The following is a 24,730-nucleotide window of genomic DNA, read 5'->3' on the forward strand; positions in this document are numbered from 1 at the left end:
AGCATAGCGCGGGCCGCGCCGTCTGTCATCCGGCCGTCACAAGGAGACGACGTCGAAGCGCATGGTCTCAAGATCGGCGATAAGCACCTTGCCGCACAGCGCCCCTGGCCGGCCGGCCAGCAGGCGTATGGCCTCGGCCGATTGCAGGGCGGCCACGGCCATGACCGCCGGCGACGGACAGCCCAGCACGTCTTCGGCCGCCGTGCCCGAGCCGCCGCCGCCGAAAAGATCGGCCGGCGACGGGCCGCCGGGCAGCACCGTGGCCACCAGGCCGGTGTAGCCGGCCACGGCCCCGGTCACCAGCGGAATGCCGCGCGCGGCGGCGGCGGCGGTCAGCGCCGGCCGGTCCTTAAGGCCGCCCAGGGCGTCCACGGCCACCGCCGCGCCGCTAAGCAGCGCGTCCATGCCGGCCCGGTCCAGAAAGGTGGCCTGGGCGCGAAATTCCACCGAGGCATTGACGGCCGCCGCCCGCTCGGCGGCGAGGGCCGCCTTGGGCCGGCCCACGGCGTCCAGGCGCGAGAGCAGCTGGCGATTGAGGTTGCTTTCCTCGAACACGTCGCCGTCGGCCGCTTCGATGATGCCCACCCCGGCCCGCACGAGATTTTCCACGATGCCGCCGCCAAGCCCTCCCAGGCCCACCAGGGCGGCCTTGGAGGCCAACAGCCGGGCCTGTTCGGCCAGGGAAAAAGCATGGAGGTTGCGGGCGTAGCGCAGGGGGGTCAAGCCGGCTTCCAGGGCGGCGATCTCCACCAGCCTGGGAGCCAGGGCGAAGCGCGCGGCCAGTTCGGCCACGGCCGGGACATCGAGGAAACGGCCGGGCCGGCCATCGGGATAGGTTCCGTCCCGTGCGGCGGCCTCCAGGGCCGCGGCCAGGGCCGGGTCGGCGGGGGCAGCGGCGGTCATCGGGCGGGAAGGCATGTCGTGGGCCATAACGACCTCCGGCGGGCGGGGCGGCTACGGACGAACCGGCCCGGGGATGCTCAGGGGGGCCGGGCGTTCTCGCGGCCCCCCTGCCAAACTTCACAAACGCAAAATGGCGTCATCCCCGGCGTGGCGTTGCCGCGATTCCAAGGGGTGCGATTCAGCCGCCGGTGATGGGCGGCACAAAGGACACGACGCTGCCCGGGGCCAGCACGGTGTCGAGGCTCGCCGGGGCTTCGTTGACCAGCACCGACCCCAGGGCTTCGGGTTCGATGCCGAGCCGGTCGGCCAGTTCACCAACGGTTTCGCCGGGGCCGATGGAGGCCACGCCGCCGGGAGGGGCATAGGGGGCCAACGTCGCCAAGGCGCGGACGGTGACGGTGTCGCTCACGCTTCGCCCTCCGGAGCTTCGATCCATTTATTGAGGGCCTGGACGATCTTGGTGGCTTGATCGCGGCTGGAGATGGCGAACTTGGACTGCACGCGGTAGGTGTCGCCGGATTTCTTGTAGCGGCGGATGGCGTAGCGGTCCGGGCTGTAGGCGTCTTTCTTGGGGTCCCACTGGACGAAGCGGAAAATGATGGTGGTCCAGGCCCCTCGGGTCAGGATCACCTTGTCCAGCTCCTTGGTGAGCATAACGCCGTCTTCTTCGTAGTTGACGGTCAAGTCGTCAATGGTCTCGGCCACGCGGGCACCTCGCTTAGGAATTTTCGGACTGGTGTTGCAGTTGGGAATCGCGTTCCCGGCGGCGTTCCTGAAGCCTGGCCTCGCGGCGGGCGGCGGCTTCGCGGTTGCGGCGGCGGTCGGCGTCGGATTCTAAAATAAGCGGCGGCACGGCCTGGGGGCGGCGTTCGGCGTCCAGGGCCACATAGGTCAGATAGGCCGAGCCGGCGTGGCGGGTCTCGCCGGTGATGGGGTTTTCGCACTCCACCCGCACGCCCACTTCCATGGAGGTCGCGCCCACGAGGTTGACGCTGGCCAGGAAGGTGACGACCTCGCCGATATAGGCGGGTTTTAAGAAATCCATGCGGTCGATGGAGGCGGTGACCACGGCCGAGCGGGCGTGGCGTATGGCGCAGATGCCGCCGGCGGTGTCGATGTATTTGAGGATGACGCCGCCGTGGACGTTGCCGGCCGGGTTGGCGTCGGAAGGAAGCATCCGCTGGGGCATGACCACATGGCTGGCCGAGACGGGCTTGGGGTCCAGGGAACGTTTTTCAGGCGCGCTCATTTGGCGGTGTACCCCTTTTCCTTCATGCATTCGTCGATGATGGCCTGCTGTTTGGCCTCGGCGTCGTCGCCGGCCTTGACGAAGGCGGTGGAGACGTAGGCTTTGTTTTCACACTCGGAATAGTCCCGGTCCACGGCCTCCTGGGGCACATTGTCGGCGTGGGGCACGATGGAACCGCAGCCCAGGGCTGTGGTTGCCAGGGCCAGGGCGGCGGCAAGGGTGAATCGGCGAAACATGGGGGGCCTCCTTGGGGCCGTGTGGGCGTCGGATGGGAAAGCCTTAGCGTTCCCGGGGGGGCGGGGTCAATGGAGAGGGGGCGACCAGATCTATGAGATAAGTGAAGACAAGTAGATGCAAGTATCGTTTTGAGTCTGAGTATTTAGATATTTACAAAGGGTGGTGCCATAGTTATTTTTGTCTGCTATTTCCAAATTCTCTGGCTATTAGCCTTTATTTTTTTTTGAATTATGCTGGAAATGTCCATTTTTAAAACATTTGAAAGTTGAACGCAGTAAATTATTACGTCAGCGATTTCGTCGCCAACGCATTCGTTGTTAGCAGTTTCTGACCATTGAAAGCATTCTAATAATTCTGATGCTTCCAAAGAAATTGATATAGCAAGGTTTCGAGGGGTTTGTGGTCTGCTGGAATCTTTTTCGTACCATTTGTTTTTAATGGCCAAGCTGTTGACTTGTGCCAAAATTTCTTCAAGATCCATTGAATATCTCCCCGGTAGTGGCATGAATGGCCATATATCTTGGAGTTTTCCAAGGAACTCCATATTTTTTTTGCACAGAATTGTTTGGAATGACCTCGTCTATGTGTTTCACTGAAAAGCCGGACAGAGTTAATTGATTGATGTACGTGCTTATCGGTCTATGGAAATATGGTATATTTTTAATTACGTTTAAATTGTCTAGTGATATTGTTAAATCAAAAACTGTATCAAGTTCTTTTGCGTATTCATATTCTTGAGGCATGAATATAGATTTGTATTCGTTGTAAAAACAAGGGTGCGGAATAGAGAAGACAAATAAGCCAGATTTATTGATTGTTTTACGTATGGAGTCAAACCAGTGTTTGATGTTTCCTACGCACTGCGCACATAGGTGGGAGATGATTAAATCAAATTTCCTTGGATAATTGTAATTTTCTATGGTGCAATTGACAAGGTCTATGTTTATTTCTTCTAGGGTTGCTTTTGCAACTTCAAACATGCCTTGCGAAGGCTCGATCCCAAAAGCGTGATCGGCGTGGTGTGCGATTCGTTTCAGTAGATGCCCTGTTCCACACCCAATTTCCAGTAATGAAACGGGTGAAAGTCTTTCGGTTAAGTTTTCATAATATGGTAAAAATATATCACAGAAGGTTATGTCGCAACCGTTTTCAATTTGGCTCTTCCTAATTGCAGCGGCTTTATTCCACGCATGCGTCATGAGATTTTTCCTTTGTAATCCTTAAAATATCTTTTGCAAGAGCAATGATTTGCGGGCCAGAGTTGTTGTCGAATATTGTAATTTCATGATTGGGATGCGTGCCTCGTGCAATCGCTAGTTCTTCTGCGCCGCGTCGATTTCCGTTTATCAAAGTAAATCTCGCCTCAGGCGGAATTCCGTCGTCTGCAACGTAGACATTGACTCCAGCATTCTTTAGTTTTGCTAGGGTAACTATGTCTTCATTTGTTGTGATGAATATTTCTATCTGGACATTTGTGCTTGATAATTGTGTTATTGATTTTAATAATTTATCTGACCGAGTAATCCACGAAATGCGATTGCTGACGATAGATACGCTGCTTCCTCGGGAAATAAAATTGTGTAGAAAAACTAAGGTGTCGGCTTCAGATTTTTGTATTTCAACTCTGGGTAAATACTGTATTCCTTTTTTCGCGTATGCAATGACAATTGCTACTATTTCGACGACAGTTATAGAAACTAATGATGATAGATATGGAAGGTCTTGACTGTAATTGCTGCGAAAAAACCAAATATAGACTATTCCGCAAATAGATAGAGCTGTAGTTGTGACAATTGTCGCAAAAAAGAAATTTAAGACACGATGAATATATGTTTGCATCAATTCACCTGGGCGTATGCTTCTAACATTGGAGGTAACTATCGATGTCTGTGTTTATATGTCATATCTGAGTATAAATAAAGGGCCATGTTATCCCTTTGCGGCCCCACTGGGGCTATCTTGCCAATATTCCGAAAAAAATAGTTTTTAAGTTATTTCCTCGATCCGTAAACAGCTTCAGTTCAACTTACTTTGCCGGTACAGTTTGTTGTTGAAAAAGATGTAATATTTTAGCATGTTGACTTCGCAGGTCTAGGCAGACGTCTTTCACCCGCGAGGTGCGCCACATGGGAAAGCTGACCCTTGAGATCACCGAAGAACCGATCGCCGGCAATGCCGGGCTTGTAGCCATGGGCGAACTCATGCGCATCAGCGACATCGACTCCACCTGCGCCAAACGGGAGTCCCCGAACTATCAGGTTGCTGAGAAGGACATCCTGCGGAGCCTTGGCGGTCTCATTGGAATAGGCAAGGTGGGTTTCGACCACGTGCGGCAATTCAAGAATAGCGAGTTCTTCGTGACAGCCCTGGGGGTTGGTCGTGTGCCGTCGGAAGCCACTCTGCGTCAGCGTTTCGAGGCCATGAGCCTTGATCGGAACGTCCACGAAGCCATGCCCATGTGCTCTGTGCGCATGCTGCGCAAGCTGGATTTCAAGCCCCGGATCGTCACCGTACCTCACTTTGTTGGCGTGCGGATCGACACCGACTCCACCATCCTTGACAACAGCGACACCAAGAAGGAGGGCGTCGCCAAGGGCTACACCGGGATTCTCGGCTACGCCCCGGTCTGCTCGTTCCTTGAAGGCGGCCTGATTGTTGGAGCCAAGCTTTGTCCAGGGAGCCATCACCCCCTGCATGAAGGGGCCTTGGACTTCCATGCCGGGGTCCGCTCGCGGGTGCGCAAGCTGACCAATGCCCGCCTGCTCTGGGTGGACGACGCAGCCTTCGATGATGGGGCACTCATGGCGGCGCGGCTCAAGGCCGGGGACAGTTTCATCACTCGCCACAATCTGCGCCGAGAAAAACCAGAGATTTTGATCAACCTGGCCATGCACGAAGGACAAGTTCATTCTCCCAGGCCCGGCAAGACTGTTTACACGGGAAGCACCCGCCGGGAACGTGAAGAAATCGGAGAGGTCCGGCTGGTGTATGAGATGACCGAGAGGACCAGCAAGAAAGGGCAGACCCTGCTCTTGCCAGAGTACAAAGTCTTCAGTGTCTGGACGAACCTCGAGAAGGTGTCCGATGCCGACATCCTGCGGTTGTACCGAGACCGGGGTACGTGCGAGCAGTATTTCGCGGAGCTGAAAAGCGAACTCGACCTGGAGCGCCTTCCGTCCGGAAAATTCAGCGTCAACGAGTTGTTCTTCCAGCTCGGGGTCCTGGTAAACAACATGCTGCGCGTGCTGGGCGAGTCGCTTCTCGACTCCGGGGTCATTGGGCTGAAGAGGGCAACGCGCCGCCGTTTGCGCACCATTATGCAGGGGATGATGTACTTGGGCGGACGGTTCGTCCGGCATGCGCGGCGAGTTGTCGTGAAGGTGGTGTCCAACGGCGGCTTCGGCGAAGCGCTTGTCGGCATGCAGAGACGGTTGGCGCAAGCCTAAAAATACGCGGAGTAACTTCCGTACCCGGGAGAGGTGTGCCCGAAAGTCGCTCAAATCCACCCTGACCTCTGCTCCAAAGCTGAAATCAGGAAAAAAGCATCCCATACTCGGCTGGGGCTGAGCAGAAAGGGCTGAAAGGAGCATCAAAAAGCACCTCGTCGGTGGCATAGAGAGATTTGGGGCTGCATGCCTACGGATTCAGGTTATTTTAATGAACTTTCCAGCTTTAGAAGCGGAAGACATAAACTTCTTGTCAACTGCCCTTTCCCTTCCCCAAACCCCCATTTGGCGCTAACCATGGCGGCAGACCCTTCAACCCGTCACCGCCCCCGGGCAAAAGGAATCCCGCCATGCCGCGATTTCCACGTCTCGCCCGTCTCGCCGGCTTCGCCCTGTCTCTGGCCATTTTCGCCCCCGCGCCCCAGGCCGACGCCTGCACCAGTTTCCGCCTCAAGGCGGCCGACGGCTCCGTCGTCTACGCCCGCACCATGGAATACGGCCAGGACCTCGCCTCCAAGGTCGCCATCTTCCCCGCCGGCTCGGCCTTTGTCGGGCTGACCCCGGACGGCGCGGCCAAGGGGCTGCGCTTTCGCGCCAAATACGGCTTCGTCGGCATGAACGCCTTTGGCACCAACATCGTCTGCGACGGCCTCAACGAAAAAGGCCTCATGATCGGCATGCTGCTCTTCCCGGGCTACGCCGGCTACCAGCCCTATTCATCGGCCAAGGCCGGCAGCACCATCGCCCAGTTCCAGGTCGGCGACTGGCTGCTCTCCCAATGCGCCACCGTGGCTGAAGCCAAACGCGAAATCGCCAAGATCCGCGTCTGCCAAGGCCCGGCCAGCCTCGACGGCGCGGCCATCGGCGCTTTGCCGCTGCACTACACCATCCACGATGCCACCGGCGCGTCCGCCGTCGTCGAATATGTGGGCGGCGAGCTGCGCATCCACGACAACCCCTTGAGCGTCCTCACCAACTCCCCGGATTTCGACTGGATGCTCACGTACTTAAGCAACACCGTCAATCTCTCGGCCACCAACGTGCCGGCGCTGGACCTCAAGGGCTACGTGGTGCGCCAGACCGGCCAAGGCTCGGGCATGCTCGGCCTGCCCGGCGACTTCACCCCGCCCAGCCGCTTCGTGCGCATGACCGCGCTCACCCAGTCGGCCCTGCCCGCCCCCAACGCCGAAGCCGCCGTGTCCCTGGCCATGACCATCATCGGCAACGTGGACATCCCCAAGGGCGCGGTGCGCGGCGTCGAAGACGGCAAGCCCATCTACGACGTCACCGAATGGACCGCCGTGGCCGACGCCGCCCGGGGCCGCTACTACTGGCAGACCTACGCCGACAAGAACTGGCGCTACGTCGACCTCAAAGCCGCCCTAGCCGCCGCCGCCGGCAAGCCGACCTCCATCGCCATTAGCGGGCCGCCGACCTACATCGACGCCACCAGCGCCGCCAAGCCGGGACTGTAGGGGTGGAGTTTGGTAACATGCTGGAATGATGAGAAGATGCCTCCGGCGGCCGGGGGCTCAGCCCCCCGGACCCCTGGATTGGGGCGCGGTCGGTCGGGTGGGGGGATGGTCGGTGGGCGGCAGGCCCGAGAGAAGAGGGGTGCTGGAATTTCCGGGATTTCCCCGGGCGGAAGCCACCCGGGGAAATCCCGGAAATTCCAGCACCCACCTCGCCAGCGAAACGGGCCGATTTTCACGCGATCAAAACCTCGCGTGAAAATCGGCCCGTTTCGCATTTTTGGAGAAGGTCGCGTACACCCTTACAATTGTTGTTATGTGGGGTCTGGGGGCCTCAGGCCCCCAGCCGCCGGAGGCCTCCGTTCCACCTTCCCTTGACGCCACCCTAGCCGGGCGGGTATCGGGCGGATTCGTTTCTTTTTGCAACTTTTTTCCGGTCTGGTTCCTCGTATGTCCGTCTCTGACAAGCCGCGTCTGTATTCCTTCGAGTTCGCCAGCCTGTGCGTGCTCATTTTTCTGGCGTATTGCAATATTTCGGTTTTTTACAGTCTGTATGTCTATTTTGAGACCCTTGGGGTGCCGCAGGCCTGGCGCGGGTTGCTTATTGGCGCGTCGTCGCTGGCCACCATGGCCGCTTATCTGACGGTCAGCCCGTTTCTGACCACGCAAAACGCGGCCAAGGCGGCGGCGGCGGGCGTTGTCGTGCTGCTGGGCTGCGGCGTGGCCTATTTGTACGCCGTGTCGCCCGGGGCGCTTTTGGCCGTGCGTTTGGCCAACGGCCTGGGCGTGGCCTTGGTGTCGGCCGGGGCCATGACGCTGCTTGTGGCGACCATTCCGCCAAGCCGCAGCGGCCAGGCCTTTGGCGTGTATTCTATCGCCATGCTGCTGCCGTATTCCGTGGTGCCGCCGATTTTCGATTGGCTGTCGCCGGCGCATATGGATTACCCGCATGGCTACGCCCTGGTGGCCATGGCCCTGGCTCCGGCGCTTATCGTGCTGGCGGTTTTGGGGCGACAGGTGAAAAAGCGCCGGCTGCCCCCGGCCGAGCGGCCGACGCTTTCGGCCATGGCCCGCAATGCGACCAAGGGGCCTGTGGCTCAGCTGTTGGCCGTCAACGCCATGTATTATTTGAGCTTCGCGTCGATCTTTTTTTTGGCCAAGAGTCTTTTCGCGGCCCGGGGGCTGGTTGGGGCGGGCGTCTTTTTTTCCATACAGACGGGCTGCATGTTGCTGCTGCGGCTTTTTGCCAACCGCGTGTTCGACGTGGCCCCGAAGCTGTGGCTCATCCGGTTTTGCTATGCGGTGACGGGCGGCACGTTTTTGCTGCTTTACGCGGCCCATTCCCAACCCATGACCTATCTGGCGGCGGTGCTGCTGGGTTGCGGCATGGGGGTGGGGTCGCCGTCGCTCAATGCCTACATGTACGAGTTGTCCGAGCCGGAATTTCGGGGGCTTAACGCCAATCTCATGATGCTGTCGCTGCAGGGCGGGAGTTTCGTGGGGCCGATCCTTGGCGGCGCGGCCGTGGCGGTCTGGGGCTACGACGGATTTCTCTTGGTCGGGGCCGGGGCCTGTCTGATCGGCCTGGTCATGAGCGCCGGCCTGGGCCGTTCCGCTTCTGGCACATCCGCTTCCTGACCACTCCCCCAATCCATTTCCCAAAAAAAGCCCCTTTTTTCCCCATATGGGGGGTCCGGGGGCCTCAGGCCCCCGGCCGCCGGAGGCATCTTTTGTCTTTTATCTAAACTAGTTCGCCACCAGCTTCACCAGCGCGTCCACCGCGCCGGGGCGTACGGTGTCCATGGTCATGACCAGGGTCAGGCCGATGACGGCGACCACGGTGACCCAGGCCACGGCGTTGAATATCGGGCCGTTGACGTAGTCGCCCATGAGCCGGCGGTTGTTGACCAGAAGCAGCATGAGGATGAGCACGAAGGGCAGCATGACGCCGTTTATGACCTGGGAGACGTACATGACGTCTAAAAGCGGCATACCCGGGATGAGGATGGTGGCCGCGCCGATGACGATGCTAATGGTAAAGAGCCAAAAGAATTCCGGGGCCTTGCGGAAGTCCTTATCGATGCCGAGTTCCCAGCCCATGGCTTCGCAGATGTAGTAGGCGGTGGACAGCGGCAGGATGCCGGCGGCGAAAAGCGAGGCGTTAATGAGGCCCACGGCGAAGAGCCACGAGGCGTATTCGCCGACGAGGGGCTTTAAGGCCATGGCCGCGTCGGCGGCGGTTTCGACGGTAAGGCCTTGCTTGTGGATGGAGGCGGCGCAGGCGACCACGATGAACAGGGCCACGATGACGGCCAGCAGGCAGCCGACGACGACGTCGACGCGGGTGTAGCCGTATTTGTCGGCGGTGATGCCTTTTTCCACCACGGCGGCTTGCTGGTAGAACTGCATCCAGGGCGCGATGGTGGTGCCGATGAGCGCGATCATCATGGCCACGTAGCTGCCGCTTGCCTGAAACGACGGGGTGACGCAGGCCTTGGCCACCTCGCCCCAGGCCACGTCGGCCGAGAAGGCGGCCAGGGGATAGACCAGATAGATGACGCAGACCACGAGAAACACCCGTTCGACGATGCGGTAGGAGCCTTTGACGATGAGCAGCCACACGAGCAGGGCGGCCAGGGGCACGGACACGAACCGGCTGACGCCGAAGAGTTCCATGCCGGCGGCGATGCCGGCGAATTCCGAGATGGTGTTGCCGAGGTTGGTGAGAAACAGCGCCACCATGATGTAAAAGGTGGTGCGCAGCCCAAACGACTCGCGGATGAGGTCGGACAGGCCCTTGCCGGTCACCGCGCCCATGCGGGCGCACATTTCCTGGACCACCACCAGGGAGACGGCCGTGGGGATGAGCATCCACAAGAGCGAATAGCCGAACTGCGCCCCGGCCAGGGTGTAGGTGGTGATGCCGCCGGCGTCGTTGTCCACGTTGGCGGTGATGATGCCCGGGCCGAGCAGGGCGAAAAAGAGCAGGATATTTTTGCGCGAAAGCTTGGAGAAAAACGGCATTGGCGACCTCTGGGACTAGTGGGCGGCGAAGCGCGGCTTTTTGGTGATGGAGTCGGGCAGGAACAATTCGATGACGGCGTCGGCCGGCACGATGCCGACCATGTGGCCGTCTTCCAGCACCGGCACGGCCAGCAGATTGTACTTGGAGATGACTTCCATCACCTTTTCCGGCGTATCGGCCACGCCCACGGCCTTGAGCCCCACGGTCATGATCTCGGCCACGGCCATTTTCGGCGGCGACAGCAGCAGGCGCTTGAGCGTTACCACGCCAAGCGGCGTGTCGTCGCCCCGGATCACGTAGACGTAATAGATATTTTCGATTTCCGCGCCGACCAGCCGCAGGTAGGCCAACGCTTCCTCGGCGGTCATGGCCGGGGGCACGGCGGCGAACATGTTGTTCATCAGCCCGCCCGCCGTGTCTTCCTCGTGCTCCAGGAGTTCCTGGACCATCTCGGCGTCTTCGGCGTCCATGAGGCCAAGCAGTTCCCGGGCCTTTTCCTCGGGCAGATCGCCCAGGAGGTCGGCGGCCTCGTCGGGTTCCATTTCCTCCAGGATGTCGGAAGCCACTTCGCTGTCGAGCTGGCTGATAACGCGTCCGCCCACTTCGGGATCGAGTTCGCCGATGGCCTCGCCCACGGTTTCGGGGTCCAGTGCGCCGATGACCGTGCCGGCTTCCTTGTGGGGCAGCTGGGCCAGGATCTCGGCGATGTCGGCCGGGTGCATGTCGGTCAGGCGCTCGCGGGCCACGGTGAGCGTCAGCTTGTCGGCGTTGGGGTCGAGCTGGGCCACGAAGCGCCAGTCGATTTCGCGCGAGGGCAGGGCCGCGCCGAAAAGGCCGGCCAGCCAGTTCCAGAAGCGCAGCTGCCCCAGCCGCCGGGCCATGCCGCGCACGCCCACATCGACGGCTTCGATAAAAAGCCCGGCCCCGCGCGAACGCAGCTTCAGGTCGTTGACGCGCACCACCTTGGCTCCGTCCACGTCCACGATCTGCCGGTCGAGGATGTCGCGGCGCAGTCGGATGTCGGCGGCTTCGTCGGGCATGTTGGTCGCGTCGACGAGCACGCTGGGATCGGCCGAGACGATGACCGGGGTGAAGAGGTTGACGCAGCGCCAGGGCAGGAACCGGCGTTTGCCGCCCTGCTGGATGAAAAGGCCGGACACGGACGGCAGGGTGTCGCCGGGAATCAGGCCAAGGTCGTCGAGTCGGCCGAGCTGCGCGCCGGACGGATCGATGACCGGGCGGCCGAGCACGGCGCTGACGTAGAGTTCGCTCATGGGAAAGCCCTCCCCGAAACGGCGGCGTTGGCCGCCCGTCGAGGTTTGCGCCGCTGCCCGGAGTTTGGCGGGCAGCGCGGTGCGCGAAAAAAAGCCGGAAAACGGGGTGCGCCGGCTGGCGGCGCGCCGTGGCCCTCGGGCGTTGTCCCGGGGACGTCCGCTACGCTGGTCTTCGGGGCCTATTGAGGAGGCTCATGCCGGAGACGGCAACGGAGTCCGGGACGCGGCGCTACGACGCGGGCCGGGGGATGGCTGGGGGAGGGTCCTGGGCCGTGCCCGTGGCGACGGCGCAACGGCGTCTGGAAACAGGAAAAAGCGCGGCCGTGGCCGACCGGATGCCGAACCTGCCAAGGGAGTGCCGAAAGGCGATGTGGCGAAAGCCGATGAAGGGCGTGTTCATCAGGCGCCTCCTTGTGCCGCCGCCTGCCGGCGGGGTCGTCGCGGGCCAGGGATTGGCCAGGGCGCGACGAGGAGGCGGCAGGAAGCGTTATCGCAAAGCGAAAAGCGGGTCGTGATGCGTGAAAAAGCGACTACTGCTGGGATCGTCCATTGTTTCCTCAAAAGGTTCCATACTTTGGTCGGTGGTGTATGCCCGGGGCGCGGGCTTGTCAACGCCTTCGCTGGGCACTTGGCTCGGGCCAAGGAAACCGGACGGTTGCCGGGCGCGGGCCAAGGCCGTATGCTGGGCTAAATATCGACTCTCCCGGAGGCACGCCATGGCCGATGACGCCGTCCGCCAATACCTCACCTTCAGCCTGTGCGGCGAACGCCTTGCCTTGCCGTCGCTGCTCATTTCCGAAGTGCTCGACGTGCCGCCCGTGACCTTCGTGCCCCTGGCCCCGGGCCATCTGCGCGGGGTGGTGAACCTGCGCGGCAACGCGGCCACGGTGGTGGATTTGAGCCAAAAGCTCGAACTCGACGCCGAGTGCCACAAGCCCACCTGCCTGATTATCCTGGAGCGCGACTACGACGGCGACACCCTGGCCGTGGCCGCCCTGGCCGACGCCGTGCATGAGGTGGTGGAAGTCGCCGACGCCGACGTGGCCCCGCCGCCGGACATGGGGTTGTCGGTGCCCACGCGTTTTGTGCGGGGCTTGGCCCAGGTGGACGGCGCGTTTACGATTTTACTCGACGCCGACCGGCTGTTTTCGTTGGAAGAGTTGGCTGCCGGGGGCGGGGAGTAGGCTATTTTTGAGGCGGCGTGAAAAGGGGGGGGGATTTGGATAAGTATTGATGTTGCAAGCATAATGTTCTTGTTAAGAAAGCAGTTAGATCTGTATATTCAGCCATTTTTCTGTCTGCAGTAAGTTCGTTTGATCTTCCGTGGAAACTTCCGTCTTTATATTGTGCGGATATTATATAGTTAGTAAGATCGAAAAGGTATTTGTTTTTGCGATTTGCTTTGATTAGTCCTTGAACAACGTGGCCTGATCCTCTCAAGACTTCGCCGCTCCTGATCCCCATGTTGAATTCATAGTTTACGGGTTGCTCTTGAAGAGGGGTGTTAGTTAAGAAATCTGCAGCTATTTCTATGCAATTTGTATATTTTTTTGAAAAAAATGCCCCACCCTGATATACAGAGAATGCTTCAATGCATCGATGTGTTGTTATCAAGGGAAAGCTCTGAAAACAAGGATGATTTGACATGTAGAATGATCTTGCACTTGGCCAAGTCCCCCTTTGAGGGCCGGATAATATTTGCATTTGTGAAAGAGATTCAAGAATAGATGGAATTGCTTTGTGTTTAGTGTTAAAAATAGATAGTAGTGTGAGAAGAGTGGATGTAGCATATGGATCAATATCTTTTAGGCCATTGCAACGTGGCCACCCTATGTGTTGTTCAGTTTCTAGAATATTTAAAAATAAATAATCAGTCAAAAAGCTGAATTCCTCAATTAGCAAGTCAAATACAAACGTATTCTTGGCATAATAAAAGTGAGACAAATAGTCGAAGTATTTAATGTTGCATCCTTTGACAAAATGGCAACCACTACAATCAAAAAACTCGACGCTGTTATTGTTTTTGAATTGACATTTTAGTTCGTTAAATATCCATCGAATTAGTCTTGGCTCAATGGGGTATTTTTTCTTTGTCGTCTGTGCTGAAAGCAAAATAGCCCCTATTACGGTGCAGGTTTCCATCAAAGATGGAAGATGCCTCATTCTTTGGCCGTCAGAATTAAAATTTTTTGTTTGCAGATATTTATTCGCTCGGATTATTGTCTTCGTTATTTTTGTGGGAATTTCCTCCTCGGAGTAGTATTGTTGTTTTTTCTGACGATTTATGTATATTGCAATGGGCGGTGTGATAAATAAAAAGAATAGGAAGGTGTATGATATCCATTGAGGTTTGTCGTTTAACCCGAGGGAAAGAATAGGGTCAATGAGTGTCCAGGTTACGGTAAATAATTCAAAGAAATTCATATATTGCGTGTAGCAAGTGCTATGTCAGGAGGCAAGCCTTGTTGTTTTATGGTTTGTCAACTATGATTCCGAAGAAAATATTCAAAAAAGGGGAGCCCGCAACGAACTCCCCTTTTAGTAATTATAAATCAAATTCGGAATTTTTTACTCCGGCTATAAAAGCAGACCATTCATCTTTTGTGAAATCAATGATACTGTCTTTGGTGTTAGTATTGATTACAGAAATCATGTCGTTATTTATTGAGACCCCGACACAATTGTGACCAGATCCACTAAAACTACTGATTTTGAAGGTTTTGCCGTGAGATTTTAACGTCTTTTGCATTGCAAGCTCCTTTTGTTTTGGCGTTGCGAATAAAATTATGTTGATCTATATTTTTCGCCTTGTCAAATAAATTCGCTAAATAAATAGCCTAGTGGCAACTTCTACACCTTTCTTTTCCTTGCTTTGTGCTTTAAGGCACTTGAATAATTAAATATAATTATGTTTGTATCGTCGCCAAACGTCCTTTTTCCTCCGGCATCTCTCCGACCAAATATTCAATTCTTCCCCAAATACAACCGCTCATACACCATCGCGTTCGTCGTGATCCGCCGCACATAGTCCCGGGTTTCCGTAAAAGGAATCAGTTCCACGAACAGCTCCTCGCCCAGGCCGCCAAAGCCGGTGTTCCAGACCGCCACACGGTTCTCGCCGGCGTTGTAGGACGCCAGCGCCGCCGCCAGCGACCCCTCGCGGGCCAGGCGCTCCCGGAAAAACGCCACCCCTAACCGGATGTTGACCACCGGATTGAACAAATCCGCCCGCTCGGGTCGGATGCCGATCTTCTTGCCCACGGCCTTGGCCGTCTCGGGCATGAGCTGCATAAGCCCTACCGCCCCGGCCCCGGACACGGCCTTGGGATCGAAAAAACTCTCCTGGCGGATGAGCGAATAGATCACGTCCGGGTCGATGCCCGAGCCGTTTAGCGCCGTCACCACCTCGCCAGCGTAGGCCCTGGGGTAGAGCGCGTCGCGAAGGGGCATGAGTTCGGCCGGCGTGCCGCGCAGCAGACAGCCGCCAAAGGTGCGCCAGGCCGTGCGCATGGCGGCCGTGCGCCGCCCGCCGTCCATGGCCGCCCGGATGTGGGCCATGGCCAGATCGGCCCGGTCCGGCGCGGCCTTGGCCGAAAATTCCAGCGCCATCTCGGCCAGGGCCGGCAAGCCGGCGTCGGCCAGGGCATAGGCCTTGGCCAGGGCGGCGGACACGGCCGGCGAAGGCGGCTCGGACGCGTCCGGGCAACGCGGCGACTTGCCCGGCGGCGAGGCCACGACCTGCCCCTTGACCTCGCCAAGGCTGGCCAGGGCGGCGGCCGCTCGGCCGCCGTAATAGGTGTTGGGGCGTCCGGCCGCCACCTCCATCCACAGCCCGGCCGCTTCCTGGCCGCGCCCCAGATTGGTGAGCGCCTTGCCGCGCCAGTAACGCGCGCCGTCGGCCCAGTCGTCGTCCGGGAAGCGCCCGGCAAAGGCGGCCAGCTCGGCCTCGGCCCCGGCCATGTCGCCGGTGACGTAGCGCAGGATGGCCCCCAGCGCCGCGCCCTGGGCGGCGGCCTCGGGCGGCACGGCCAGGCCCTTGAGCTGCCCGGCCGCATCGGAAGCCTCGGCGAAACGCCCCCGCTCGGCCAGCATCAGGGCCAGATGGCGGGCGGCGACTTCCTTCAGCGGATCGTCGCGCCCGGGCGCGGCCAGCACCTCGCGCAACAGTGCCACGCCGCGCTCGGCGTCTTCGGCCCTAAGCGACCGCCACAGGCAACGCGCCTGATGGTAGCGCGCCCAATAGGCCAGGGAGGACGACGGATCGGCGGCCACGGCCTGGGCAAAGGCCTCGTAGGCGGCTTGCGGCTTTCGCTGGCGAAAAAGGGCCTTGCCGCGCACGTACGCGCCTCGGGCGGCCTGGGCCGGGGTCCAGCCCGGGGGCGCGGCCTCGGGGATTAGCGCCAGGGCGGCCTCGGCTCCGCCTTTTTCCACCAAGGCCTCGGCCCGCAAGAGCACCGTGTCCGGGGCGGACGGATCGAAGCCGGCCGCGCCGCCGGCCGGATCGGGCGTGGCGGCGAGCTTTTCGGCCAGGGCCAGCCCGGCCTTGGCCGACTGGGAGGTCGGGAAATCGAGGATGAGATGGCGCAGGAAATCCTCGGCCTTGCGCCGCTGGCCGAGGGCAGTCGCCGCCGCCGCCGCCTGCAGCCACACGGCCGGGGCCAGGGACGGTTCGGGATCGGTGAGCCAGGCCTCGGCCAGGGCCAGGGTCCGCTCGGGCCGGCCGGCCCGGGCGGCGCTTTCCATGGCGATGTAGAGCGCGTCGCGGCCCAGAAACGACTGGGAGGCCCGGGCGCGCAGCCCGTCCAGGGCGGCCAGGGCGGCCGGCGCGTCGCCGGCCAGATACAGGCCCAGGCCCTGGTAATAGGCGGCCACGTCGGCCTGATCCCCGGCCTGGGGCAGGGCGGCCGCCAGCCGGGCCGCGCCCTGGCGATGGTCGCCGGAGAGCACCTCGTTTACCCCCAGGGCGATCTCGCGCAGGGATTCGGTGATGCCGCCCGGCGTCTTGACCGTCCGCCCGGCCGGCGTCCCGTCCTCATCCGCGCCCAGGCGGGCCGAACGCGGCAGCGGCGCATCCTCGGGGCGCGGCGGCGGCGACCAGGGTTCGGCCGCCCGGGCCTTGTCCGTCTGGGCAACGGGCTTGGCGGCCTGGGCCGGGCCGGCCAGGGCCAGGAACAAAATAATGATGACCGCACCAAATCGATCGGAGAATCGTGGTATTTCCGGTTGTTTCATGGCGTAATTTCCTACCGTATCGCGTCATATCCCGCGTGTTTACTGCATCTGTAAAAAATAAACCCCCCTTGACTTCGTCGGCAAATCGTGACTAACGTCCCTTTGTTCACAAGGTCCGCTTGCGTTGCCAGGGCGTCGCGATCCCGGACGCGTCCCCTGTTTTGCTTCCACCCGTCAAGGAGGTCGATATGTCCTTCGCGCAGTCCTGGGATTTCACGCCGGGCGCCCGCGTCGTCGCCGACGATCTGCGGCAGTGCTCCCGTGAATACGAATGGTTGGAGGAACCCCATGTGTCGCCGGACGGCGAACGCGTGGCCATGGTGGCCGCCCTGGAAGGGCCGGCGTTCACCATGGCGGTCAATGGGGAAGCCTGGGAAACCACGTTCGACAAAGCCTGGTATCCGCGTTTTTCGCCCGACGGCCGCCTGACGGTGCTCGTCCAGGCCGACGGCGACTGGACCCTGGCCGTGGACGACGCGGCCTGGGAAGAGCAGTACGGATACGTCTGGAACACCATGTTTTCCGCCTCGGGCGACATTATCGCCGCCTGCATCCAGCAGGACGGCGAATACGGCTTCTCCATCGACGGCACGCCCTGGGAGACGCTGTACGAAAACGCCAACCAGCCCGTTTTTGCCAAGGCCGGCAACGCCTCGGCCGCCGTGGTGCAGGTGAAATCCCTGGCCCAGGCCGATGTCGTGACCTTCCAGGAAGGCATCTTCAGCGTGGCGGTCAACGGCGAGGCCTGGGATTCGATTTTCGTCAACTGCTGGAATCCGGTCTTCGACCCGGCCGGAAAAAACGTCGCCGCCACCATCCGTCGTTCCCTGTACGACTATTCCGTCGCCGTCAACGGCAAGGCCTGGGCCGGCTCCTATGCCTGCGCCTGGGGGCCGGCTTTCAATCCGGCCACGGGCGCGGTGGCCGCGCCGGTGCGCAAGGCCGGGGCCTGGGGCATGGCCATTGACGACGCCATGGCCTGGGAACCCCGGTTCGGCCAGTTGTGGCAGCAGGCGTTTTCCCCGGACGGATCGAAGCTGGCGGCCATTGCCTGCGTGCGCTTCGGCGAATTCACCGTGGCCGTGGACGGCACGCCCTGGGGCGCGACCTTCCCGGTGGTCACGGACCTGACCCCCAGCCCGGCCGGCGCGCGTTTCGCCGCCCTGGCCAGCGACCACAACACCAACTTCGCGGTCCTGTGCGACGGCAAGGTCTGGGACGGCCGCTACGACATGGCCTACGCGCCGGTCTGGAGCGCCGACGGCGCCCATCTGGCCCTGGCCGTGGAAAAGGCCGGCCGCCAGACCATCGTCGTTGACGGCAAGGCCTATCCCCAAAGCTTTGACAAGTGCTACGCCCCGGCCTTTTCGCCCGACGGCAAACTGGTGCTCATCCGCGCCCTGGCCGGCGGCAAATGCCACCGCATCGTGGCTCCGGTCACGGCGTTTACCGGTTAGGAGGTTCGCCATGCACGCGCTGTACGATCTCGCCGTCGGCCCCCTGGCCTGGCTGGCTTTTGCCGTGTTCATCCTGGGTTCGATCTACCGGCTCCTGTCCATGCGGGCCTTGGCGCTCAAAAAAGACGCCGCCTTCGTGGCCTACATCAGCTGGCCCCACGCCATCCGCTCGCTTATCCACTGGGTCACCCCCTTTGGGGCGCTGGGCTGGCGGGAAAATCCCGGGGTGACCATCGTCACCTTTCTTTTCCACATCTGCCTGTTCGTGGTTCCCTTGTTTCTCATGGGCCACATCGTGCTCTTGGACACCTTCCACGGCTTGTCGTGGCCGGCCCTGCCGGACGGCGTGGCCGACACGCTCTCCATCATCGTGGTCCTGGCCTGCGCCTACTTCCTGTGGCGTCGGCTGACCGTGCCGGAAGTGCGCTTTGTCACCCGCACCCACGACTGGCTGGTGCTGGCCCTGGTCGGCGCGACCTTTCTCACCGGCGTCCTGGCCTATCACCGCATCGGCGACAATCTCTTCATGACCACCCTGCACGTCCTGTGCGGCGAGGCCATGCTGGTCGCCATCCCGTTCACGAGGCTGTCCCACATGCTGTTCGGATTTTTCAGCCGCGGCTACATCGCCTCGGAATTCGGGTCCGTCAGATTCGCCAAGGACTGGTAAACGCCGGAGGACGTCATGAAAACCATTGCCGATCGTCTCATCGAGGACGAGGGTCTGCGTCGCGGCGTCGGCCGCCTGACCCCGGAGAAAATACAGAAGGTCTTTAAAGAGCTCGTGGCCGGCGAATGCGGCGCGCGCATGAAGACCTACATGGAGACCTGCGTGCGCTGCGGCATGTGCGCCAAGGCCTGCCATTACTACATGTCGCACAAGGACCCGAGCTACACCCCGGTGGCCAAGGTCAGCCAGACCATGTGGCGGCTGTTCGACGCCGATGGCAAGGTCGATCCCGAAGTGATCTACCAGTGCGCCCAGGTGGCCTACACCGAGTGCAACCTCTGTCGCCGCTGCATCCATTACTGTCCGCTGGGCATCGACACCGGCTACATCATCAGCGTGGTGCGCCGCCTGTGCCACAAGCTCGGCGTCACCCCCCAGTACATCCAGGACACCGCCCACAGCCACTCGGCCACCCTCAACCAGATGTGGGTCAAAGACGACGAATGGCCCGACACCCTGCAGTGGCAGGAAGAGGAATCCCGCGAGGAATTCCCCGGCCTGCGCATACCGCTCGACGTCGAGGGCGCGGACTTCATGTACTCGGTCATCGCGCCGGAACCGAAATTCCGCACCCAGCTCATCTACCAGGCCGCGGCCATCTTCCACGCCGCCGGCGTGTCCTGGACCATGCCGGCCACCCCGGGTTGGGACAACTCCAACATGGCCATGTTCACCGGCGATTCCGAGATCATGGCCCGGGTGGAGCGCGCCCACTACGAGACCGCCCAGCGGCTTCGGGTCAAGCGTATCGTCATGGGCGAGTGCGGCCATGCCTTCCGCGCCGTGTACGACGTGGCCAACCGGTGGCTGGGCTGGAAATGGCATCCGGTGCCGGTGGTCCACTCGGTGGAGTTCTTCTGGGAACTCATCCAGCAAGGGCGCATCAAGCTCACCCACAAGTTTGCCGAGCCTGTCACCATCCACGACCCCTGCAACGTCATTCGCGGCCGGGGGCTCATGGACAAGCTGCGCGAGGTGGTCCACTTCCTGTGCGACAACGTCGTCGAGATGACCCCCAACCGCGAGCACAACTACTGCTGCTGCGCCGGCGGCGGCGTCATCAACTGCGGGCCTCCCTTCAAGAATGTCCGCATCGTCGGCAACTCCATCAAGGCCGAACAGCTCAAGGCCACCGGCGTCCACTGGTGCATAGCGCCGTGCCACAACTGCCACGGCGGCCTCGACGACATCATCAGCAAGTTCGACCTCAATATGCACACCAAGTTCCTGGGCGACCTCATCTACGAACTCATGGAGAAGCCCGAGTGACCCGGGGCGCAGGAGACACCGACATGAAACGACTGCCGTTTACTCCTCTGGTCCTGTCGGCCCTGGCTGTCCTGTTCCTGGCGGCGGCTCCGGCGGCGGCCCAGCAGGACATGACCCATGTGCCCACCGAGGCGTTTAAAAAGCTGACCCGGCCGCCCGCGGCCTTTGCCCACGACGCCCACAACGAAAAGGCCGGTCTGGCCGATTGCACCGCCTGCCACCACGGCGAAAAGGACGGCAAGCGCGATCAGGCCTCCGACACCGCCGGCATTCCCTGCGCGGACTGCCACACCGTGGCCGCCCAGCCCGGCAAGACGCCCCTGGAGCGGGCCTATCATCGCCAGTGCATGGACTGCCACCTGACCCAGAAAAAGGGGCCGGTCACCTGCGGCGACTGCCACAAGCCGGCCGCCAAATAGCAAGGTCCCCTCCCTTGCCTCTGCCCAGGGCGCGACCGGGAAACCGGGAGCGCCCTTTTTGCGACCTGACGCCTGGAATCGATCTTGCTACATTGCGACAATCCAGGGGGTGCGCCATGCCCAAATGCTTGTCCGTTGCGCTGGCCGTAGCGTTCGTTTTGACTGGTCTTGCCGCTCCAGCTCCGGCCCAGCCCGGAGGCGAGCCGCAGCCGGCCGCGCCTGCCGTGGGGACCCAGGCCCCGGCCGGCCCGGACTTGCGGCGTCAGGTTTCCGACGTCCGGGCCGTCACGGCCACCATCGCCTGCTTCTACGGCCCCCATATTGAGCAAGCCGAGGCCCGTCGCCTCTGCACGGCCCAGACCCGGGGCAAGCTCCTGGACACGGCCGTGGCTCAGTTCAGCCATGACCCCGAGGTGGTCCGGTCCGGCCTCCAGGGCCAGGATCTGCGCGCCCTGGCCGACAGTCTGCTGCGGCCCGTGGTCTCCGGCGAGGAAATCCGTCCCGGCCGTGACGGCGTGGCCGTGCGTCTGACCCTGCGGGCCGAGACCATTCCGGGCGCGTTGCCCGAACGCCTGGCCGCCCTGGCCGCCAGCCCCGAACTGCGGACCGCCGCCCTGGCCGAAACCGCCGTACGCGACCGCCAGGCGGCCGAAGCCCGCATGGCCGCCGTGCCTTTCGCCGCTGATCGCGCCTTCGCCGCCCGGGAGATGGCTGATGACATGCGCCGCGACGCCGCCTTTGCCGAACGCAGCCTGGCTCCGGGCATGTCCATCGCCCAGGTCAAGGAACTCATGGGCAACCCCGCCGCCCTCAAACAGGCCGTCATCGGGCCGGAGAGCTATCTGTGCGCCGGCTACGGCAAGGTCTGGGCCGTATTTCGCGACGGCCAGCTGGCCTGCCTGCGCAGCCGCCTGGATTACGTGCGCCGCTATGACGCCGATTGCCACTGCGCCGGAAACTATGCGACGATCCTTAAAAACGACTAGCCCTTAGATCGCCTTGACAGCCACGGCGCGGCCCCGATAGAAAAACAAGCCGTCCCTCCCCCAACCCAGGCCGCGCACGCACCCACCGGAGGCATCATGAGGGCGCTTATTGTCGATGACGATTTTTACAGCCGAAGCTTTCTCGAATACATCCTGCATCCTTACGCCCGGTGCGACGCCGCCGTGAACGGCGAGGACGCGGTCATGGCCTTCCAGAAGGCCCTGGAAGCCGGCGATCCCTACGGACTGGTCTTCATGGATTTGCTCATGCCGGTCATCGACGGACCTCGGGCGCTCAAGGAAATCCGCGAGATCGAAAAGGACTGCGGCCTCGCCCCCGAGGCCTGCGCCAAGATCGTCATCACTTCGGTGCTGGAGGACGGCGAGGACACCCACAACGCCATGTATCTGGGCGGGGCCACCTCGTTTCTGCAAAAGCCCGTGGACGAAGGCTCCATCCTGGCCGAACTGCGCCGCCTGGGCTGTCTGCCCGCCGAGGCCTGATTCCCGTCGTAAGCCCTCCCGACACCCGGCGCCGGTCGCGGTCCGGGTGTTGACTTTTTCCGCCGTTTCTCAAATAGTGTAGCGGAATCCTTCTCGCGTTGCCGCCCATCGCCACATGCGTCCTTATACGCCTGCTGTCGCGGACCGTGCTTGCATCCTGTTGCGACACTACGCCAACCGTATCTGGCAAGGTCTTGCGGGGCATCAACTATGGACAAGCACAGCAGCATCCAGCTTTACAAGATATTTGTTGTCGCATTTTTTGTCTGCGCCTCGCCGTTCGTCGCCGTCATTGCCTATGTCGCCTGGAGCGAGTACGGCCGGGAGCGCAGCGCCATTGAGCTGGAAACGACCCGGGCCGTGTCCGGCCTCATCGTCATTCAGGAAAAACTCACCCAGAACGCCAAGATCCTGCTCTCCACCCTGGCCAACACCGAGGAGTTCAAGCGCCTGGACGCCCGGGCTATGTCGGAGACGTTTCGCAACATCAAGTCCGTCTACAATGATTACGCCAATTTTCACGCCGTCTATCCCGATGGGGCGGTTTTTGCCTCGGCGGCGCCGATCCCGGCTGGCGGCGTCTCCCTCGCCGACCGCAAGCATGTGATCGATGTTTTGGCGACCAAGGGTTTCGCCATTGGAGAATACATCATCAGCCGGCTGACCTTCGAGCCGGTGCTGCCCTTTTCCTATCCCGTCACCGACAGCCAGGGAAACATCGTCGCCATCCTGATCGCCGTGGTACGGCTCTCCAACTATGCCGGCTATTTTTCCCAGGCCAAGCTCCCCGAGGATTCGAGCATCATCCTGCTTGACCATGCCTTTCGGACGCTGCTTGCCAGCAACGACCGAGGCGAGCCGCGTCAGGTCGGCTCGGTCAACGCCGTGCTGCGAGACGCCTTTTTGGGCAACCGGCACGTGTTCTCGTCCCGAGCCATTGACGGCATCGACAGGATCTACAGCATCCAGGGCGTGACGCTGGGCACGACGACCAAGCCCTATCTGTTCATCGCCATCGGCGTGCCCACGGAAGTCGCCCGCCAGCGTTCCCTCGACGCCCTCAAGCTCTGGATCGTGCTCGGCGTGTTTGTCATCGCCTTCTCGTTTATCGCCTCGCTGGTGTTGCTCAAGATGAAGATCGCGCTGCATTGCTCCAAGATCTATGAAGCCGCCGTGGCCTTCAAGGACGGGCTGTTGGCCGCAAGGACCGGCCTGCGCGCCAAGGACGGCGACATTGGCCTGGTGGGCGAAGCTTTTGACGCCATGGCCCAGGCCATGGAAGAGGGCATCCTGGCCCTGCGGGAAACCGAAGCGCGTTTCCGGACCCTGGTCGAGCAGGCCCCGGAAGCTATCGTTGTGGCCGATGTGGATCGGGAAGCCATTGTTCTGGTCAACGCCAGGGCCGAGGCGCTGTTTGGTTGCACCGAGCAGGAACTGCGCCGCCATGGGGTGCACCGATTCTACGCCCCCAGGCAGCCCGACGGGAAGCCTGTGGCCGAGTCCATCCGGGAAAACTGGAGCAGGGCCCTGGCTGGCGAAGACATTATTGTCGAGCGCTGGCTCGTCAACGCCCAGGGGCAACATCTGGTCTGCGAAGTACGCCTCGTTCGTTTTCCCTCAAAAAACGACGTGCCCATGGTCCGATCCAGCTGGATCGACATCACCCAGCGCAAGCGCGAGGAAGAAGCGTTGCGCCACGCCATCCAGGCGGCGGAAGCCGCCAACAGGGCCAAGTCGATCTTTCTGGACAACATGAGCCACGAGATCCGCACGCCCATCAACGGGGTGAACGGCATGTTGCTCCTGATGCAGTCCACGGACCTTGATGAGGAGCAACGGCTGTATATCGAGAACGCCAAATTCGCCTGCACGAGGTTGTCCAAGCTCCTGACCGCCATCCTCGATTATACGACTTTGGAAGCCAACGGGCCGCAGCTTGAGAATAAGTTCTTTTCCGTCGTCGGCCTGCTCAACAAGGTCAAGGACGCCCATGTCGAACTGGCCATAGCCAAGGGACTCCAGTTCGACGTGGAGCTTGATCCCGCCGTTCCCGCCCACCTCCTCGGCGACGAGGGCAAGGTGGCCAAGATCCTCGGCTGCCTCGTCGAAAACGCCTTGAAGTTCACCCTGGAGGGTTTTGTCCAGGTCACGGTGTTTAGTGCGCCACGGGATACGGCAAGGGGGCGCAGCGTCGTCTTTGCCGTGGCCGATTCCGGCATCGGCATGGAGGAAGACTGTCTGGACAGCATCTTCGAGCCGTTTTTCCAAGGAGAAACCAGCTATACGCGGCAGTTCCAGGGAGCCGGCCTCGGCCTGGCCTTCGCCTGCCGGCTGGCCCGGGCCATGGGCGGCGAAATCGCGGTGGAAAGCCGGCCGGAGCAGGGGACGACCATGTGGCTGCTCCTGCCCTTCCGGCTGCCCTGGAGCCAGATTGCCGGGGAAGGATGACGCCCGCCGGTTCTTGGCCGTTTGCTCGTGAAAGCGCCCGACGCCGAAGCGTTGAGCGCTTTTTTTGGGGCCGGCCATT

General features: G+C 61.2%; 25 protein-coding genes. 11 read left to right on the top strand and 14 right to left on the bottom strand.

Annotation, left to right across the window (positions count from 1 at the left end; all coding sequences use genetic code 11):
* Positions 1-36: 36 nt before the first annotated feature.
* The 8 genes from C3Y92_RS01795 to C3Y92_RS01830 form a co-directional block, all read right to left on the bottom strand.
* Positions 37-930 (bottom strand): HesA/MoeB/ThiF family protein, encoded by an 894-nt coding sequence (locus C3Y92_RS01795; protein ID WP_235669576.1) that lies wholly within the window; start codon positions 928-930, stop codon positions 37-39.
* 151 nt (positions 931-1,081) lie between these two features.
* Complete coding sequence (locus tag C3Y92_RS01800; protein WP_235669577.1) at positions 1,082-1,312, bottom strand: MoaD/ThiS family protein; 231 nt, start codon at positions 1,310-1,312, stop codon at positions 1,082-1,084.
* A complete protein-coding gene (locus C3Y92_RS01805) occupies positions 1,309-1,608 on the bottom strand; it encodes a hypothetical protein (RefSeq protein ID WP_006920327.1) in 300 nt (99 codons plus the stop codon). Before C3Y92_RS01805 ends, C3Y92_RS01800 begins: the two co-directional genes overlap by 4 nt.
* A gap of 13 nt (positions 1,609-1,621) precedes the next feature.
* Positions 1,622-2,152, bottom strand: coding sequence for an acyl-CoA thioesterase (locus tag C3Y92_RS01810; RefSeq protein WP_129348938.1), 531 nt, complete (start codon positions 2,150-2,152; stop codon positions 1,622-1,624).
* The gene (locus tag C3Y92_RS01815; RefSeq protein WP_129348940.1) at positions 2,149-2,388 is read right to left on the bottom strand and encodes a hypothetical protein; all 240 of its coding nucleotides are present in this window, start codon (positions 2,386-2,388) and stop codon (positions 2,149-2,151) included. Before C3Y92_RS01815 ends, C3Y92_RS01810 begins: the two co-directional genes overlap by 4 nt.
* A 185-nt stretch (positions 2,389-2,573) precedes the next feature.
* Positions 2,574-2,870, bottom strand: coding sequence for a MazG-like family protein (locus C3Y92_RS01820; protein ID WP_129348942.1), 297 nt, complete (start codon positions 2,868-2,870; stop codon positions 2,574-2,576).
* Complete coding sequence (locus C3Y92_RS01825) at positions 2,860-3,588, bottom strand: class I SAM-dependent methyltransferase (RefSeq protein ID WP_129348944.1); 729 nt, start codon at positions 3,586-3,588, stop codon at positions 2,860-2,862. The genes C3Y92_RS01820 and C3Y92_RS01825 overlap by 11 nt, the downstream gene beginning before the upstream one ends.
* Positions 3,569-4,228: a hypothetical protein gene (locus C3Y92_RS01830; protein WP_129348946.1), complete on the bottom strand. Its 660-nt coding sequence runs from the start codon at positions 4,226-4,228 to the stop codon at positions 3,569-3,571. The genes C3Y92_RS01825 and C3Y92_RS01830 overlap by 20 nt, the downstream gene beginning before the upstream one ends.
* Positions 4,229-4,515: 287 nt before the next feature.
* Here C3Y92_RS01830 and C3Y92_RS01835 point away from each other — a divergent pair, with 287 nt between their 5' ends.
* The 3 genes from C3Y92_RS01835 to C3Y92_RS01845 all read left to right on the top strand — a co-directional run bounded on the left by C3Y92_RS01835 (position 4,516) and on the right by C3Y92_RS01845 (position 8,945).
* Positions 4,516-5,835 carry an IS1380 family transposase gene (locus tag C3Y92_RS01835; RefSeq protein ID WP_129348948.1) on the top strand — a complete coding sequence of 440 codons (1,320 nt, stop codon included), beginning with the start codon at positions 4,516-4,518 and terminating at the stop codon, positions 5,833-5,835.
* A gap of 350 nt (positions 5,836-6,185) precedes the next feature.
* The gene (locus tag C3Y92_RS01840) at positions 6,186-7,310 is read left to right on the top strand and encodes a linear amide C-N hydrolase (RefSeq protein ID WP_129348950.1); all 1,125 of its coding nucleotides are present in this window, start codon (positions 6,186-6,188) and stop codon (positions 7,308-7,310) included.
* Positions 7,311-7,757: 447 nt separating this feature from the next.
* Complete coding sequence (locus tag C3Y92_RS01845; protein ID WP_129348952.1) at positions 7,758-8,945, top strand: MFS transporter; 1,188 nt, start codon at positions 7,758-7,760, stop codon at positions 8,943-8,945.
* A gap of 108 nt (positions 8,946-9,053) precedes the next feature.
* Here the strand turns inward: C3Y92_RS01845 and C3Y92_RS01850 are convergent, their stop codons facing one another.
* The 3 genes from C3Y92_RS01850 to C3Y92_RS21035 all read right to left on the bottom strand — a co-directional run bounded on the left by C3Y92_RS01850 (position 9,054) and on the right by C3Y92_RS21035 (position 12,006).
* The gene (locus tag C3Y92_RS01850; protein ID WP_129348954.1) at positions 9,054-10,331 is read right to left on the bottom strand and encodes an Nramp family divalent metal transporter; all 1,278 of its coding nucleotides are present in this window, start codon (positions 10,329-10,331) and stop codon (positions 9,054-9,056) included.
* Positions 10,332-10,346: 15 nt separating this feature from the next.
* On the bottom strand, positions 10,347-11,606 hold the full coding sequence (locus tag C3Y92_RS01855) for a magnesium transporter MgtE N-terminal domain-containing protein (protein ID WP_129348956.1): 1,260 nt from the start codon (positions 11,604-11,606) through the stop codon (positions 10,347-10,349).
* A 229-nt stretch (positions 11,607-11,835) separates the two neighbouring features.
* Complete coding sequence (locus C3Y92_RS21035) at positions 11,836-12,006, bottom strand: hypothetical protein (protein ID WP_158304266.1); 171 nt, start codon at positions 12,004-12,006, stop codon at positions 11,836-11,838.
* Between the two features lie 316 nt (positions 12,007-12,322).
* On the opposite strand from C3Y92_RS21035, the gene C3Y92_RS01860 reads away from it, so the two are divergent.
* Complete coding sequence (locus C3Y92_RS01860; protein WP_129348958.1) at positions 12,323-12,790, top strand: chemotaxis protein CheW; 468 nt, start codon at positions 12,323-12,325, stop codon at positions 12,788-12,790.
* Between the two features lies 1 nt (position 12,791).
* Here the strand turns inward: C3Y92_RS01860 and C3Y92_RS01865 are convergent, their stop codons facing one another.
* From C3Y92_RS01865 to C3Y92_RS01875, 3 genes are all read right to left on the bottom strand, one after another.
* Entirely contained in the window at positions 12,792-14,030 is a 1,239-nt protein-coding gene (locus C3Y92_RS01865) for a hypothetical protein (protein WP_129348960.1), read from the bottom strand.
* A gap of 121 nt (positions 14,031-14,151) precedes the next feature.
* Positions 14,152-14,355, bottom strand: a complete 204-nt coding sequence (locus tag C3Y92_RS01870; protein WP_129348962.1) for a DUF397 domain-containing protein — start codon at positions 14,353-14,355, stop codon at positions 14,152-14,154.
* Between the two features lie 215 nt (positions 14,356-14,570).
* A complete protein-coding gene (locus tag C3Y92_RS01875; protein WP_129348964.1) occupies positions 14,571-16,838 on the bottom strand; it encodes a lytic transglycosylase domain-containing protein in 2,268 nt (755 codons plus the stop codon).
* 188 nt (positions 16,839-17,026) lie between these two features.
* Between C3Y92_RS01875 and tmcD the strand changes: the two genes are divergently transcribed.
* From tmcD to C3Y92_RS01910, 7 genes are all read left to right on the top strand, one after another.
* Positions 17,027-18,295: an electron transfer complex subunit TmcD gene (gene tmcD / locus C3Y92_RS01880; protein WP_129348966.1), complete on the top strand. Its 1,269-nt coding sequence runs from the start codon at positions 17,027-17,029 to the stop codon at positions 18,293-18,295.
* Positions 18,296-18,305: 10 nt separating this feature from the next.
* Entirely contained in the window at positions 18,306-18,965 is a 660-nt protein-coding gene (gene tmcC / locus C3Y92_RS01885; RefSeq protein WP_129348968.1) for a TmcC family electron transfer complex membrane anchor subunit, read from the top strand.
* Between the two features lie 15 nt (positions 18,966-18,980).
* On the top strand, positions 18,981-20,294 hold the full coding sequence (tmcB, locus tag C3Y92_RS01890) for an electron transfer complex ferredoxin TmcB (RefSeq protein ID WP_129348970.1): 1,314 nt from the start codon (positions 18,981-18,983) through the stop codon (positions 20,292-20,294).
* A 23-nt stretch (positions 20,295-20,317) separates the two neighbouring features.
* Complete coding sequence (tmcA, locus tag C3Y92_RS01895) at positions 20,318-20,713, top strand: acidic tetraheme cytochrome c3 TmcA (protein WP_129348972.1); 396 nt, start codon at positions 20,318-20,320, stop codon at positions 20,711-20,713.
* 116 nt (positions 20,714-20,829) lie between these two features.
* Entirely contained in the window at positions 20,830-21,699 is an 870-nt protein-coding gene (locus tag C3Y92_RS01900; RefSeq protein ID WP_129348974.1) for a hypothetical protein, read from the top strand.
* Positions 21,700-21,795: 96 nt separating this feature from the next.
* Entirely contained in the window at positions 21,796-22,203 is a 408-nt protein-coding gene (locus C3Y92_RS01905) for a response regulator (RefSeq protein ID WP_129348976.1), read from the top strand.
* 210 nt (positions 22,204-22,413) lie between these two features.
* Positions 22,414-24,651: an ATP-binding protein gene (locus tag C3Y92_RS01910; protein WP_129348978.1), complete on the top strand. Its 2,238-nt coding sequence runs from the start codon at positions 22,414-22,416 to the stop codon at positions 24,649-24,651.
* Positions 24,652-24,730: the final 79 nt, after the last annotated feature.

This window comes from Solidesulfovibrio carbinolicus (assembly GCF_004135975.1).
Classification (GTDB): domain Bacteria; phylum Desulfobacterota; class Desulfovibrionia; order Desulfovibrionales; family Desulfovibrionaceae; genus Solidesulfovibrio; species Solidesulfovibrio carbinolicus.

Coding starts and splice junctions, on each gene's coding strand:
- C3Y92_RS01795 (WP_235669576.1), bottom strand. CDS start 930: ATGGCCCACGACATGCCTTCCCGCCCGATGACCGCCGCTGCCCCCGCC.
- C3Y92_RS01810 (WP_129348938.1), bottom strand. CDS start 2,152: ATGAGCGCGCCTGAAAAACGTTCCCTGGACCCCAAGCCCGTCTCGGCC.
- C3Y92_RS01815 (WP_129348940.1), bottom strand. CDS start 2,388: ATGTTTCGCCGATTCACCCTTGCCGCCGCCCTGGCCCTGGCAACCACA.
- C3Y92_RS01820 (WP_129348942.1), bottom strand. CDS start 2,870: ATGGATCTTGAAGAAATTTTGGCACAAGTCAACAGCTTGGCCATTAAA.
- C3Y92_RS01825 (WP_129348944.1), bottom strand. CDS start 3,588: ATGACGCATGCGTGGAATAAAGCCGCTGCAATTAGGAAGAGCCAAATT.
- C3Y92_RS01830 (WP_129348946.1), bottom strand. CDS start 4,228: ATGCAAACATATATTCATCGTGTCTTAAATTTCTTTTTTGCGACAATT.
- C3Y92_RS01835 (WP_129348948.1), top strand. CDS start 4,516: ATGGGAAAGCTGACCCTTGAGATCACCGAAGAACCGATCGCCGGCAAT.
- C3Y92_RS01840 (WP_129348950.1), top strand. CDS start 6,186: ATGCCGCGATTTCCACGTCTCGCCCGTCTCGCCGGCTTCGCCCTGTCT.
- C3Y92_RS01845 (WP_129348952.1), top strand. CDS start 7,758: ATGTCCGTCTCTGACAAGCCGCGTCTGTATTCCTTCGAGTTCGCCAGC.
- C3Y92_RS01850 (WP_129348954.1), bottom strand. CDS start 10,331: ATGCCGTTTTTCTCCAAGCTTTCGCGCAAAAATATCCTGCTCTTTTTC.
- C3Y92_RS01855 (WP_129348956.1), bottom strand. CDS start 11,606: ATGAGCGAACTCTACGTCAGCGCCGTGCTCGGCCGCCCGGTCATCGAT.
- C3Y92_RS21035 (WP_158304266.1), bottom strand. CDS start 12,006: ATGAACACGCCCTTCATCGGCTTTCGCCACATCGCCTTTCGGCACTCC.
- C3Y92_RS01860 (WP_129348958.1), top strand. CDS start 12,323: ATGGCCGATGACGCCGTCCGCCAATACCTCACCTTCAGCCTGTGCGGC.
- C3Y92_RS01865 (WP_129348960.1), bottom strand. CDS start 14,030: ATGAATTTCTTTGAATTATTTACCGTAACCTGGACACTCATTGACCCT.
- C3Y92_RS01870 (WP_129348962.1), bottom strand. CDS start 14,355: ATGCAAAAGACGTTAAAATCTCACGGCAAAACCTTCAAAATCAGTAGT.
- C3Y92_RS01875 (WP_129348964.1), bottom strand. CDS start 16,838: ATGAAACAACCGGAAATACCACGATTCTCCGATCGATTTGGTGCGGTC.
- tmcD (WP_129348966.1), top strand. CDS start 17,027: ATGTCCTTCGCGCAGTCCTGGGATTTCACGCCGGGCGCCCGCGTCGTC.
- tmcC (WP_129348968.1), top strand. CDS start 18,306: ATGCACGCGCTGTACGATCTCGCCGTCGGCCCCCTGGCCTGGCTGGCT.
- tmcB (WP_129348970.1), top strand. CDS start 18,981: ATGAAAACCATTGCCGATCGTCTCATCGAGGACGAGGGTCTGCGTCGC.
- tmcA (WP_129348972.1), top strand. CDS start 20,318: ATGAAACGACTGCCGTTTACTCCTCTGGTCCTGTCGGCCCTGGCTGTC.
- C3Y92_RS01900 (WP_129348974.1), top strand. CDS start 20,830: ATGCCCAAATGCTTGTCCGTTGCGCTGGCCGTAGCGTTCGTTTTGACT.
- C3Y92_RS01905 (WP_129348976.1), top strand. CDS start 21,796: ATGAGGGCGCTTATTGTCGATGACGATTTTTACAGCCGAAGCTTTCTC.
- C3Y92_RS01910 (WP_129348978.1), top strand. CDS start 22,414: ATGGACAAGCACAGCAGCATCCAGCTTTACAAGATATTTGTTGTCGCA.